This is a genomic window from Acinetobacter sp. AS5 (genome assembly GCF_048957595.1).
In the GTDB taxonomy this organism is placed as follows: Bacteria; Pseudomonadota; Gammaproteobacteria; order Pseudomonadales; family Moraxellaceae; genus Acinetobacter.
On sequence record NZ_JARDAL010000009.1, the window covers coordinates 89,952 to 102,635 of the forward strand.

At 44.2% G+C, this 12,684-nt stretch carries 11 protein-coding genes; 6 read left to right on the forward strand and 5 right to left on the reverse strand.

Annotated features, from left to right (window positions below; all coding sequences use genetic code 11):
* A complete protein-coding gene (locus tag PV763_RS04465) occupies nucleotides 1-2,169 on the reverse strand; it encodes an AmpG family muropeptide MFS transporter (protein ID WP_420937428.1) in 2,169 nt (722 codons plus the stop codon).
* Nucleotides 2,170-2,367: 198 nt separating this feature from the next.
* Between PV763_RS04465 and PV763_RS04470 the strand changes: the two genes are divergently transcribed.
* The gene (locus PV763_RS04470; protein ID WP_420937429.1) at nucleotides 2,368-4,989 is read left to right on the forward strand and encodes a Lon protease family protein; all 2,622 of its coding nucleotides are present in this window, start codon (nucleotides 2,368-2,370) and stop codon (nucleotides 4,987-4,989) included.
* An 88-nt stretch (nucleotides 4,990-5,077) separates the two neighbouring features.
* Here PV763_RS04470 and grxD read toward each other — a convergent pair whose 3' ends face one another.
* A complete protein-coding gene (gene grxD / locus PV763_RS04475) occupies nucleotides 5,078-5,419 on the reverse strand; it encodes a Grx4 family monothiol glutaredoxin (protein WP_004279738.1) in 342 nt (113 codons plus the stop codon).
* A 160-nt stretch (nucleotides 5,420-5,579) separates the two neighbouring features.
* On the opposite strand from grxD, the gene PV763_RS04480 reads away from it, so the two are divergent.
* Entirely contained in the window at nucleotides 5,580-6,791 is a 1,212-nt protein-coding gene (locus tag PV763_RS04480; RefSeq protein WP_420937430.1) for an aspartate aminotransferase family protein, read from the forward strand.
* 59 nt (nucleotides 6,792-6,850) lie between these two features.
* Here PV763_RS04480 and PV763_RS04485 read toward each other — a convergent pair whose 3' ends face one another.
* The 3 genes from PV763_RS04485 to surE all read right to left on the reverse strand — a co-directional run bounded on the left by PV763_RS04485 (nucleotide 6,851) and on the right by surE (nucleotide 9,585).
* A complete protein-coding gene (locus PV763_RS04485) occupies nucleotides 6,851-7,780 on the reverse strand; it encodes a LysR family transcriptional regulator (protein WP_004279736.1) in 930 nt (309 codons plus the stop codon).
* Between the two features lie 91 nt (nucleotides 7,781-7,871).
* Complete coding sequence (locus PV763_RS04490; protein ID WP_005104583.1) at nucleotides 7,872-8,702, reverse strand: peptidoglycan DD-metalloendopeptidase family protein; 831 nt, start codon at nucleotides 8,700-8,702, stop codon at nucleotides 7,872-7,874.
* Between the two features lie 94 nt (nucleotides 8,703-8,796).
* The gene (gene surE / locus PV763_RS04495; protein WP_420937431.1) at nucleotides 8,797-9,585 is read right to left on the reverse strand and encodes a 5'/3'-nucleotidase SurE; all 789 of its coding nucleotides are present in this window, start codon (nucleotides 9,583-9,585) and stop codon (nucleotides 8,797-8,799) included.
* A gap of 111 nt (nucleotides 9,586-9,696) precedes the next feature.
* On the opposite strand from surE, the gene PV763_RS04500 reads away from it, so the two are divergent.
* The 4 genes from PV763_RS04500 to PV763_RS04515 all read left to right on the forward strand — a co-directional run bounded on the left by PV763_RS04500 (nucleotide 9,697) and on the right by PV763_RS04515 (nucleotide 12,529).
* On the forward strand, nucleotides 9,697-10,068 hold the full coding sequence (locus PV763_RS04500) for an MCR_0457 family protein (protein ID WP_004279733.1): 372 nt from the start codon (nucleotides 9,697-9,699) through the stop codon (nucleotides 10,066-10,068).
* A gap of 161 nt (nucleotides 10,069-10,229) precedes the next feature.
* Nucleotides 10,230-10,610: an MCR_0457 family protein gene (locus tag PV763_RS04505; protein ID WP_005104587.1), complete on the forward strand. Its 381-nt coding sequence runs from the start codon at nucleotides 10,230-10,232 to the stop codon at nucleotides 10,608-10,610.
* A 128-nt stretch (nucleotides 10,611-10,738) separates the two neighbouring features.
* On the forward strand, nucleotides 10,739-11,887 hold the full coding sequence (gene dacC, locus PV763_RS04510; protein WP_004279731.1) for a D-alanyl-D-alanine carboxypeptidase PBP5/6: 1,149 nt from the start codon (nucleotides 10,739-10,741) through the stop codon (nucleotides 11,885-11,887).
* A gap of 111 nt (nucleotides 11,888-11,998) precedes the next feature.
* Nucleotides 11,999-12,529: a gamma carbonic anhydrase family protein gene (locus PV763_RS04515; RefSeq protein ID WP_004730083.1), complete on the forward strand. Its 531-nt coding sequence runs from the start codon at nucleotides 11,999-12,001 to the stop codon at nucleotides 12,527-12,529.
* Nucleotides 12,530-12,684: the final 155 nt, after the last annotated feature.

Sequence of the window (12,684 nt, forward strand, 5' to 3'; positions counted from 1 at the left end):
TTAATCATCCTTCTGTACAGATTGTTGTTGGTGTTCACCGAGCAGTTTTGCGACCCAAACCACCAGAATCAGGATCGGAATCCCAATTAAAGTGGTCATCAGGAAGAAATTCGGATAACCGATATTGGTCACTATAGTACCCGAATATCCGCCTAAAATCTTAGGGGTCAGGGTCATGAGTGAGCTAAAAATCGCATATTGAACAGCGGTAAATGACACACTGGTCAAGCTTGACAAGAATGCAATAAACGCAGCACCAGCCAGCCCTGCAGCCAGATTATCGACAATAATGGCAAAATAAAGCCACTTGTCGCTATAAGGTTTAATTACCTTACCACTGACTTCGACCGTATCTGAACTGTTGCCATCCACCACTGCCAAGGGCTGAATATCGACATCCAGATTCTGGGTATTGCTCAGCTGATCATTGACCTGATAAACATGCGTTGTTTGCTGAAGTGCCTGATCATCTTGCATCAAAACTGCACTGATAATATGTGCAGGTGACTGAATCAGTTGCTGTGCAGGAATCGCGGCAGTAAATACGCCTTCACTTTCCAGTTTTGCCTCAATATTCTGATCATTGATTTGCAAAACAATCTTTTGATTCTCTTGCAGTGCTTCACCGACATACTGGCCACGCACCACAATGGTCTTGTCCTGTTCAGCTACAGTGAGTGTATTGTCACTGGTAATCGGCAGGATCTGTAACTGGGTGCTGCCCTGTTCTGCAGTCAAATACGGCATACTGACCTGCACAGGCGCTTGATTGGTATTATCTGTATTAAGATAAGCGGCTGACACTTGCAGCTGTTTACTCTGCGCCAGCACAGCACTCGATATATCCAGCTTCCAGTAACCAACTTCATCGGTCTCTGCCTGATAAACCTGATTACCGGCTTTAACTTCGACAGCTGCCAGTTTTTCACCAGACTTGACCAGTCCGATAAAAATCAGGTTGGTGGAACAGGCCAGCACGGCACCGACAAACATCAATTTCATGATGTTCATTTTCTGGGCCAATAGACCACCAAGGAATCCACCGACTAAAGAGAAAATCACCCCATAGACTTTAACCGCCTCGGCAATCTGTTCTTTACTGAAATTCAGGTCCTGATAGAACACATTGGAAATGATGCCGGCAATAATATCGGAGACCCGATAAAAACCGATCAGCAATAACAAGACCAACGCCAGTTTCAAGCCGTAACGTTTAAAGAAATCTGCAACCGGATTGACCCAGGTTTCATAGGCCATCTGCTTGTTAACCGCACCTATTTTTACCAAGCTTGCACCAATCGCAAATGCGACAGCACCTGAGCCAATAAAGCGTAAGGCCTCAAAACAGAACAAGGCAAAGGTATCTTGAATGGCGAATTGTTCGGTGATGCTGGCCACCAGATTACCTGAATAGATATAGCTCAAGACAAAACTGATTACCGCCACAAAAAATACGGCGACTAAACGGAAATAATCATTGCGCACATAGTGTTTGCGCACACGGTCAACCTGCGGCTCCCGAATGGACAGTGTGGTGATAATACCGACCAGCATGACAGCAGCCATCGCCAGATAGGTCCATTTCCAGGCATCGTAAATATAATTGCCTTTGGCAGTACCTAGATATGCAGCAAGAAACAATGCCCCTGCACCAGCGACAATCATGCCGATCCGGTAACCGGCATTATAGGTGGAAGCCAATACGGTCTGCATCTGCGTTTCCGCCAACTCAATCCGGTAGGCATCGATCACAATATCCTGCGTTGCTGCGGAGAAACCAAGCAGGACTGCACCGAGCGCCATTTGCTGTAAATGTGTTGCACCCAAAGCCGGATCAGAAAAGGCCATAATGGAAATGGCACAGACAATCAGAATCTGCGCAATCAGCAACCAGGCACGACGACGTCCCAGAGCCTTGGTCAGAAATGGGACTGGCAGTTCATCAATGAGCGGTGCCCAGACGAATTTAAACGAATAGCCCAATGCGGCCCAGCTAAAGAAAGTTACTGCACTTTTGCTGATTCCGGCCTCACCTAACCATAAAGACAGACTGGAAAAAATCAGAAGAATCGGCACACCAGCCGAAAATCCCAAGAACAGCATGATCAATGCACGTCGATCTAAAAATGCTGTAAAGGCGGATTTCCAACCCGTCGTTTGTGTTGTCATTGCTTTATTATTTTCCACAGAAAAACCAATTGCTGCTATTCAATCCTGTAATAGCGTATCTTTCAACAAGATTTATATATTTATCACATTTCCGGTTTTTTATTTTCGGGCAAAAGCGACATGTTGGCTTGAATTTTTCAAGTAAATCTGTATACCTTAACTCTTATCAACGTAATATTTCGTTTTGGATTTTCAACAGTGACCCAGAGACTCGATCAAATTAATTCCTCTATTGCCAGCAACACCAGCACAACTCCACAAAAAATCCGCTCAGATTTACTTATCTCTGCATTTGAACAAAGCGAAATTAAAAATACTCTGGACCATACCCGGTTAATATCCACCCAGCTGACGCATATTCCAAACCTAGAAAAAATTCCTGCGTCAACCAAACGGATCAAACCCCTGAATAACTTTTTGGGCCAAGATCGTGCACGTGCCTCAGTTGAGGCCGGGATTGCCCTACCTTATTCCGGTTATAACATTTTTGCCGTCGGTACAGCAGGACTCGGAAAACGCACCATGGTGAAGCGTTTGCTGCAGCAGCACGCCAAAACTATGGAAACCCCGAATGACTGGGTGTACGTCAATAACTTTCAGAACCAGCGTCAGCCGATTGCACTGGAACTGCCTCCGGGTCAGGGTCCAAAATTCCAAGCCATGTTGAATCAAAGCTGGCAAACCATTCTGAAACAGCTTGAGCGCCGTTTTACTGCAGAGACCTATCACAACCGCATTGAAATGATTCGCCAGGAAACTGGTGATGAGCAGCAGCAGGCGCTCATCGAACTGACCAAGGAAGGCGCAGAACTGGATCTGAAGCTGATCTCTCGACATGATGAGCACTGTTTTGTCCCTGTGCATCTGATTGATGACAAATTGCAGGAAATGTCTCAGGAAGATCTGAATGCCTTAAGCAACAAAGATCGTGCCGAACTGGCGTCCAACATGCGCTATATGGACAAGAAACTGGAACGTCTGGGTTTGCATCTGGGTGATCTGGAAGATGATGCACGCGATCGCGTACAGATCCTGAACCGCGATATCGCCAAGCAGGTGGTCTTACCGCGAGTCGAACAGATTCTGGCGAAATTCAAACACGTGGAAGGTCTGGAACATTATCTGAAGTATTATGCTGAAGACATTATCAATAATGTTGAAATTGTGCTGGAACAGGAAGAAGATGACTTCACTCCGGCACTGTTCAGTCGCGTTCCCGCACGTTATCAGGCCAATGTGATTATTACGCACAAGCCGAACAGTGGCGCACCGGTGATCTTTGAAGATTTTCCAACGCATTACAATTTATTGGGACATGTAGAACAACTGACCCAAAATGGCACGATCACTACAGACTTCACCCTGATTCGTCCAGGGACATTGCATAAGGCCAATGGCGGTTTCCTGATGCTGGAAGCGGAACAATTGCTGGAACAACCCTATGCATGGCAAGGCTTGAAGCGCGCGCTTAAATCGGGGCATTTAAAACTGTCCTCGCTCGAGCATATGATCACGCTGACCGGCAGCATTTCGATTGAACCTGCTTCGATTCCATTGAATATCAAGGTCATCTTACTGGCTGAGCCTGAAATTTATTATGAAATTTTAGAGCTTGAACCCGAGCTGGGCAGCATCTTTAAAATCCGTGCTGATTTTACCGATACATTACAACGTAATGACGATAACGAGCAGGCCTATATGCAGCTGATTGCCGACTATGTACAATCGGATAAATTACTGCCTTTTGACCGTTCTGCTTTAGCCGCCTTGCTCACAGATTCCAGCCGTCAGGCCGAAGATCAAAGTTCATTGTCATTACACGCCCTGACGCTGGGCGATCTGATTCGTGAAGCACATCATCATGCCTTCCAGGCCGGTGACAAGATGGTCTCGGAAAAACATATCAATACCGCACTGGATCACCGTAAATATCGTCTCGGCTATTTACGTGAACTGTACTGGCAGGATCTGACCCGTGGTACCCAATTGATCGAAACCCGTGGTCATCGTCTGGGCCAAATCAATGCCCTGTCGGTGATTCATTATGCTGATGTTGAGTTTGGTCTGCCTTCACGACTGACTGCTTCGGTGTATCAAGGTGGCGGTGATATTTTGGATATTGAGCGCAGTGTAGAACTTGGTGGCTCTTTACATGCCAAGGGTGTGTTGCTGATGTCATCTTTCCTGAAAGCACATTTCGGCCGTGAACAGACCCTGCACTTCTCTGCTGCGCTGGCCTTTGAACAAAGTTATGGTCAGGTCGATGGTGACAGTGCCACGGTAGCGGAACTTTCTGCCTTACTTTCTGCCATCAGCCAGTTACCGATTGATCAATCCTGGGCCATTACCGGTTCCATGAACCAGCTGGGACAAGTACAGCCGGTAGGTGGTGTGAATGCCAAAATTGAAGGTTTCTTTGATGCTTGCAAGTTACAAGGTCTGACCGGAAAACAAGGTGTGATTATTCCGCGTCAAAATATGCAACATCTGATGCTGCGTAAAGATGTCACCCTTGCCGTGGAAGAGGGTCAGTTCCATATTCATGCGATTGATACCATTGATCAGGCGCTGGAAATCCTGATGGCGCGTCCTGTCGGGACGCTGGATAAAAAAGGTCGCTATAGCAAAAATTCAATCTATGCCGCAGTAATGGCACAGCTGGATTATTGGCAAGCGATTGAAGATGGTGCCGAACTGGTCGAAGTGCCGAAGAAAAAGAAGAAGAAAAAAAAAGACAAGAAGCAAATCGTCGAGCCACAAACTGAAGTTGAAGCTGATGCTTCGACAGTTGAAAAGCCGGATGCAGCGACAGAGGATTAACTCTGACCTTGCTCCAGATAAAATAGAGATAAAAAAAGCGCTTCTCAATGAAGCGCTTTTTCACATCTGAACTTAATTTAATACAAAATTAAGCATCAGCTGCCGGGCTGTACTGTTCAACTAAAGGCTTTAATTCACCTTTTTGGAACATGTCGAGCATGATATCACTACCACCGATCAACTCACCATTGATCCAAAGCTGTGGAAATGTCGGCCAGTTGGCGATTTGTGGTAACATCGCGCGAATGTCCTGGTTTTCCAGAATGTTTACATAAGCAAACGGACGACCAATTTGACTGAGTGCTTCTACTGCACGTGCAGAAAAACCACATTGTGGAAATTGCGGTGTGCCTTTCATGTAAAGAAGTACTGCGTGTTTTGCAATTTGGTCACGAATTAACGCTTCGGTATCGCGTGCTTGTTCAGTCATTGATAAATCCTCAACTCATCTGTCTCGCATTATACCCAAATCCAGGCAAAACAGTATGTCTAAAGCAATAATTCCAATTTTATTTACAATTACCCTTTAAATCTGAGCGGGTTTTTGCTTATATAAGTTTTTCTTTCCACCTAACAGTTAAGAGTTAGTCATGAATAATATTACCCTCGCACCGGTACAAACTGATCAACCGTCTCATTTGATGCCTGTTTTTGGCCGTCAACCGATCAGCTTTGTCCGAGGACGAGGTGCATATCTTTATACCGAAGATGGTACAGAGTATTTAGATGCATTAACCGGCATTGCCGTATGTGGTTTGGGCCATGCACATCCAGTCATTGCCGAAGCGATTGCTGAACAGGCAGCGACCCTGATTCATACCAGCAATCTATTTGAAGTGCCTTGGCAAACGGCTGCCGCACAAAAACTGGCTGAAGTTGCAGGCATGGAAGAAGTATTCTTCTCGAACAGTGGTGCAGAATCCAATGAAGGTGCAATCAAAATTGCACGTAAATTCGGTCATATGCAAGGCATTGCTTCACCAAAAATTATTGTTGCTGACCAGTCTTTCCATGGTCGTACCATGGCCACCTTGTCTGCTACAGGCAATAAAAAAGTGCAAGAAGGCTTTGGTCCGCTGGTTGAAGGTTTTATTCGTGTACCTTTTGGTGATATCGAAGCAATTGAAGAGGCTGCGATTAATCACCCGGATATCGTGGCGATTTTGATTGAGCCTATTCAGGGTGAAGGCGGTGTGAATACCACACCTCAAGGTTTCAGCTATTTAGAAGAAATCCGTCAAATCTGTAACCAGCACAACTGGCTGATGATGCTGGACGAAGTGCAAACTGGTAATGGCCGTACCGGTAAATATTTTGCTTACCAGCACACCAATATTATTCCGGATGTACTGACCACAGCCAAAGGCTTAGGAAACGGTTTCCCGATTGGTGCGGTAATGACCCAAGGCCGTGGTGTCGGCGTATTAACTGCTGGAAATCACGGTTCTACCTATAGCGGTACAGCACTGGGTTCGCGTGTGGTCTATACCATTCTTGATATTATGCAAAAAGAAAATATCGTCGCGAATGCTGCTGAAAAAGGTGCTTACATCGTTGACCAACTGCGTAACAAGCTGGCAGATCAAAATGTCATCATACGTGGTTTCGGTCTGATGATCGGGATTGAATTACCAAAAGAATGCGGTGATCTGGTTGCGATTGCACGCGATGAATACAAGATGATTATCAATGTCACTGCAGGCAATGTTGTTCGTCTGTTGCCTACCCTGAATATTACCCAGGAGCAGGCAGACCAATTGATCGAACGTCTGGTGAAAATGATCAAAGCTTATTTGGCATAAAGCCCTAGCCTAAAAATTAAAAAAGCCGCTCTAAAGCGGCTTTTTTATTATTCTGCACTCTATGATGCGTTTTGTAACATACGTCCGCCAGAGATCTGGCTAAAATATTGTTTCAGGGTATCAAGACAACGAAGAATTTTTGTCGGTTGTTGTTCACGTTTCGGAATAACCGCATACAGTGTAATCGATGGCAGTCTCCATTCAGGCAGAACTTCAACTAAAGTACCGTTAAGCAAATCCTTTTTAGCATCAAGATATAAAACCTTGGCAATCCCATTACCCTGCAAGCACATCGATTTTGCAACCAAACCGTTATTGGTACTGAAACGGGATTTCAGTTCAAACTCGGCTTTTTCTGCAGTATTCACATGTTGGAAATGATAATACTGATGGTTTTTAAGATGCGTTAAAGGCAAGACCTCATGATTTTTAAGATCATCAGGTTTCGAAATAATGGTGCTTTGATTAATATAACTCGGTGTCGCCACCAGAATTTGCTCAATCTGCATCAATGGCACAACCTGAAGATTATGCTCATCATTTTTCTGTTCAAATCTTAGGGCGATATCAACCCGCCCATCCAACAAATCAACCTCATGATTGTTTGTTTCTAAATGTACTGCCAAGCCGCGATGTGCAGCTATCCAATGAGAAAGTGCAGGAATCACATGATTCGCGCATAATTCTGGCAAAGAAACGATACGCAGCTCACCCACAAGATCATCACGTAACTCATTGATCCGGACTTTACCGCGTTCAGCAGCAGATAACATTTCTTGACAGCTATGGAAAAAAGCTTGTCCCGCTTCGGTCAGACTTAATTTTCTCGTCGAACGATTTAGAAGTACGACTTCCATATCGTGTTCTAATGAGCGAATTTGTTGACTGACGGCGCTGGTCGTAATCCCTAATTCACGGGCAGCACCGCTGAACGAGTTTTTTTCCACAACGCAAGCAAAGACACCCATTGCTCGAAGTTGATCTAACATAAATTTCCCTCTAAACTTATGAGGTGCTCCATCATTTGATAAAAGCAACTTATTGTATTATACGGCGAAATTTACACTTTGCATTATTTATTTAATTGTTTGGTAAAACTGCAGTAGGATTAATAGGTTTGCCGTCTAAGCGCACCTGAAACTCAAGCATGGTACGGTTTGTACCAGTTGATCCCATTTCTGCAATTTTTTGACCAGCCGTTACATTTTGGCCACTTTTCACATTCAATTTACTGTTATGTGCATAAGCGGTGATATAGCCATTGATATGCTTCACCAACACCAGATTGCCATATTCTTTCAGGCCATCAGCGGCATACACCACCTGCCCGTCTGCTGCTGCAAATACCGGATCGCCGACATTGCCACTATAGCGGGTGCCCTTGATATTAGAAGCTAAATTGTATTGCTGAAGAATCGCACCATTCGATGGTTTTACCCAACGTAAACCTGCAGCCGTAGATACTGGCGTAACCGGTGCAGATGTATTGACGCGTGGTGTGGTTTGTACTGTGGTTGCTGGTGTCACCGGTGCCGGTGTAGGCACTGCAATTGTTTGACGCTGGATTGGCGCTGCCTGAGTCATAGCCTGAGTACTGGTGCTACGGCGCGCAGTATTGCTTTTCAGGCGGATTGATTGTCCGACATAAATCCGGTAAGGCGCACTGATATCATTCATCTCGGCAACACTGATATAGTTCAGTCCATAACGTGCTGCAATCCCACTCAATGTATCTCCTGAACGCACCGTATAGAAATCAGGAGCTGTTGCATAACGCGTTGCATTATTCACCTGGGGTTTGGTGGCACAACCGGTAATTACTCCTGTAGAAATAACAACGGTCGATAAAACGAGGGTTTTAATCAGGGTTGCAGGCGAAGCTACGACACATTTCGGTAACACCAAGAACATTATCTTCCTCTCTAATGCTATACGGTTGCAAAATTCCGTTAAGATTAGCAAAGTTTTACGGCAATATACTTGCAATCGCGAGTTTTTCACAAAGTTATAACACTAAGGACGCATTTTCTGCCAATTGTGTTTGTAAATTCCGCAGACTCTCATAATTGGTAGCATCCATCTGAATCGGGGTAATACTGACATAGCAATTGGCGACCGCAGAGAAGTCCGAATCAATTTCGTTAAATCCTGGCTTAGGGTCTGCGACTGCTTCTCCTGAGAGTCCAATCCAGAATACCTGACGACCACGCGGATCTATATGACTCGTCACCGGTTTAGACTGACGGCGGCGACTTTGATATGTCACTTTTTCACCCTGCAATTCAGTTACATCTGGAATATTGATATTAAAAATATGTCGCTCAGGCAGAACAGGCAAACCACGAGCAATAAAATCATGCACCCATTCGGCGGCCAACTGATAATCCTGAGGCTGCTGATAGCCACGTACATTCGGCCCACTCAGTGATACGGCAATCGCAGGATGTTTAGTTAAACGACCTTCAAAGCCCGCCCCGACTGTACCGGAATACAAGATATCATCTCCCAGATTTGCGCCGCTATTTATCCCGCTAACCACCAGGTCAAATTCAAAATCAAATAGCCCGTTCATAGCCAAGTAAACGCAATCTGCCGGCGTCCCATTAACCGCCCAGACATCAGGAGAAATCTGGATTGGGCGTAAAGGGCGGTCCAAAGTTAAGGCACTAGAAAAGCCACTGCGTTCACTTTCCGGTGCCACAATCACCACTCGCCCCAAAGGCTTTAGTGCTTGCGCCAAAGCCTGAATACCGGATGCAAACACCCCATCATCATTTGAAACTAAAATATTCACTAAAAAATCTCGTTACGCTAAAAAATGACTGACTAGGACATTTCATTGTATTAGTGCAGGAATTATATATATTTATTGCTCGACATCCATCTTTATAATATGTGGCTCAAGATGATTAAAAAATTCTCTTTATTTAGCGCTCTCACTTTAAGCTTGGCAGCATTTATTTCCCCTTCAGTCATGGCAAACGATCTGACTGTTGAAGAAAACAATACCATTGTAAAAGAAGATATTGCATCAGCACAGGTTATGGCTGAAGTTTGCCCGGCAATCATTGGTCAAAATCCAAAATTTAACAGCACCGTTGAACAATTGATCCAGTCTTATCTTGCAGACTACTCAGATAAAGGCATGAGCTATCAAAAGCTACAGGCAGACAGTGAATATAAATCTTTACTTGAAGAAGCACGTCAGGGTGCAAAGCAAACCAGCTCAGACGAGCAGAAAACTGTCTGTGAAGAAATGCTGAACTACCAAGGCTAAGCCAGCTAAATTTTCAAATAAGACGGTGTAAACATCGTCTTATTTTCTCTTACAGATTTATTCATAATTCTACAGCTTCGCTACATTTTCCCACTTTTCAATTTCAAAAATAAGTTTAAGCTAGGCAAATTATTGTTCTAAATCCATTTTTTGAGTTTTCAATGAAAAATCCAATATTCCAAGCTTTAACATTCTGCGCAATTTCTGCCGCCACTCTTTTGGGAACTTCTGCATTTGCAGCCGATGAAAACATTAATGTTACCCCAACTCAGCAAGTGACCAAACAGGAACTGGCAGCCATTTATGTTCTTTCAGAAATCTGTCCAAGCATGGTCAAAGACAAGTCACAGTTTAATCAGGGTTATACCAAGCTGGTGACTGAGTATATGCCGGGCCAGCGTAATCCGGTTGAAAGCTTAAACCAGATGGCTAAACAGAACGATTTCCGCAATATTCTGGCCGAAGCACAATCGGATGCCAAGAAAGCCGGCAAGAAAAAAAATCAGGTGATTTGTAATGAATTAACCACCTATAACAATTAAGCTGCTTTTCTGCCGATAACTTACAATACTTTTGAAATAAGACCGGGTTTCCCATAGAAGTCAGCCTAGCTTTGTCCTAAAATGCTAGGCTCTTCGTGCTTACATCAAGATATAGGAACCCACTAGAAATGACCCAAAAAACTGCCCTTGCTGCATTATTATTAGTTCCTAGTTTTAGCTTTGCAGCAACTGTCCTATCTGCACCACCAGAATTGAATAATAAATCCTACGTGCTAATGGACTACGAGACAGGGCAACTTCTCGCTTCAAAAAATGAAAATGAAAAATTAGCCCCTGCTTCAATGACCAAGATGATGACCAGTTACATCATCGAACAAAAACTATTGAGCGGTGAACTCACTGAAGATGAACAAGTGCGCATGAACGAGTCAGCATGGTGTCGCGGCAGTAGCGCGGAATCATGTATGTATGTACCTTTAAATGGTACGGCAACTGCACTTGAAATGCTTCGCGGGATTATTATTCAATCAGGGAATGATGCGTCGAAAGCCATGGCTGAACATATTGCAGGGAACGAGGGTACCTTTGCACATATGATGAACCAGGAAGCTAAACGTATTGGCATGACCAATACCAGCTTTGTGAACTCAACCGGTATGCCGGCTGAAGGTCATTATTCAACTGCCAAAGATATGGCAACGCTGGCACAACACATCATTAAAGACAGTTCTAAATATTATCCGATTTATGCGGAAAAAGAATTTACCTTTAATGGCATCAAGCAAGGTAACCGTAATGCCCTGCTATATACTGACCCGAGTGTAGATGGTTTAAAAACTGGCCACACTGATGAAGCTGGTTATTGTTTGACTACCTCATCAAAACGCGGTCCTACGCGTTTGATTTCAGTGATTTTTGGTGCACCAACCATGCAGGAACGTGCGACACAAACACGTGAATTGTTGGCTTGGGGTTATGCAAACTTCGAAACCAAAAATGTTCAACCGGCTAAACAGGTACTTGCTAAAGCCAAAGTCTGGTTTGGTAAGGAAGATGAAGTTCAGATCGGTCTTGCTGAAAACTTTAATGTGACTATGCCGAAAGGTCAGGCCAACGCGATTAAAACCCAGCTGGTGGTTCAGCCTAAACTGACTGCACCTTTACAGCCTGGTCAGGTCGTAGGTAAATACGTAGCGACTCTGGATGGTAAAGTAATTTCAGAAAAACCGTTGGTGGCTTTAAACGCGGTTGAAGAAGCTGGTTTCTTCGCACGTATGCTCGACCACATTAAACAATTCTTCTCAAACTTGTTCTAAGTTTAAATAGACTGTTTTAGTCTAGCACTAAGACCAAAGCACTCATTCAGATGGGTGCTTTTTATTTTATACTATGCACATGATCCTTAAACTTTTAATGAGCAGATCACCATGAGCCAAAACATTCGTTCTTATTTAGACACAACTCCACAAATTGATGAATCGTGTTATATCGATCCGATGGGAATCGTGGTCGGCGATGTGGTCTTGGCTGAAAATGTCTCTGTCTGGCCTTTTGCCGTGATTCGTGGTGATGTTAATTCGATCCGGATTGGTAAAAACTCGAATGTTCAGGATCATGCCATGTTGCATGTCAGTCATAAAAAAGCCGATAAACCGAATGGTTCGCCTTTGATCATTGGTGAAGATGTCACGATTGGCCATCATGTGACATTGCATGGTTGTACGATTGGTAATCGCGTATTAATCGGGATTAACAGCATTATTCTGGATGATGTCATCATTCCGGATGATGTGATGATTGGTGCAGGTACACTAGTTCCACCGGGCAAAGTTTTGGAAAGTGGTTGGCTCTATGTGGGCAGCCCTGCCAAAAAAGCGCGTCCGCTCACTGAAAAAGAAATGGCATTCTTGCCATATTCTGCACAAAATTATGTGAAAGTTTCAAATAACTATAAATAATGCTCAGTTTCGCATAAGAGATTTCATGTTAAATGAATTTCAGAACGTGTCGATGCGGTGCGTGAATCATAATCTCAGTCGGCTTTGTTGCACAAAGATTTGAAATGCAAAGCGCCCCTAATTGAGCCAAATTTAAGGCGTAACTTGGGTAAGTG

Bases quoted from the DNA above. Each gene is read 5' to 3' on its own strand.
- PV763_RS04465 (WP_420937428.1), bottom strand. From the start codon at position 2,169: ATGACAACACAAACGACGGGTTGGAAATCCGCCTTTACAGCATTTTTA.
- grxD (WP_004279738.1), bottom strand. From the start codon at position 5,419: ATGACTGAACAAGCACGCGATACCGAAGCGTTAATTCGTGACCAAATT.
- PV763_RS04480 (WP_420937430.1), top strand. From the start codon at position 5,580: ATGAATAATATTACCCTCGCACCGGTACAAACTGATCAACCGTCTCAT.
- PV763_RS04485 (WP_004279736.1), bottom strand. From the start codon at position 7,780: ATGTTAGATCAACTTCGAGCAATGGGTGTCTTTGCTTGCGTTGTGGAA.
- PV763_RS04490 (WP_005104583.1), bottom strand. From the start codon at position 8,702: ATGTTCTTGGTGTTACCGAAATGTGTCGTAGCTTCGCCTGCAACCCTG.
- PV763_RS04500 (WP_004279733.1), top strand. From the start codon at position 9,697: ATGATTAAAAAATTCTCTTTATTTAGCGCTCTCACTTTAAGCTTGGCA.
- PV763_RS04505 (WP_005104587.1), top strand. From the start codon at position 10,230: ATGAAAAATCCAATATTCCAAGCTTTAACATTCTGCGCAATTTCTGCC.
- dacC (WP_004279731.1), top strand. From the start codon at position 10,739: ATGACCCAAAAAACTGCCCTTGCTGCATTATTATTAGTTCCTAGTTTT.
- PV763_RS04515 (WP_004730083.1), top strand. From the start codon at position 11,999: ATGAGCCAAAACATTCGTTCTTATTTAGACACAACTCCACAAATTGAT.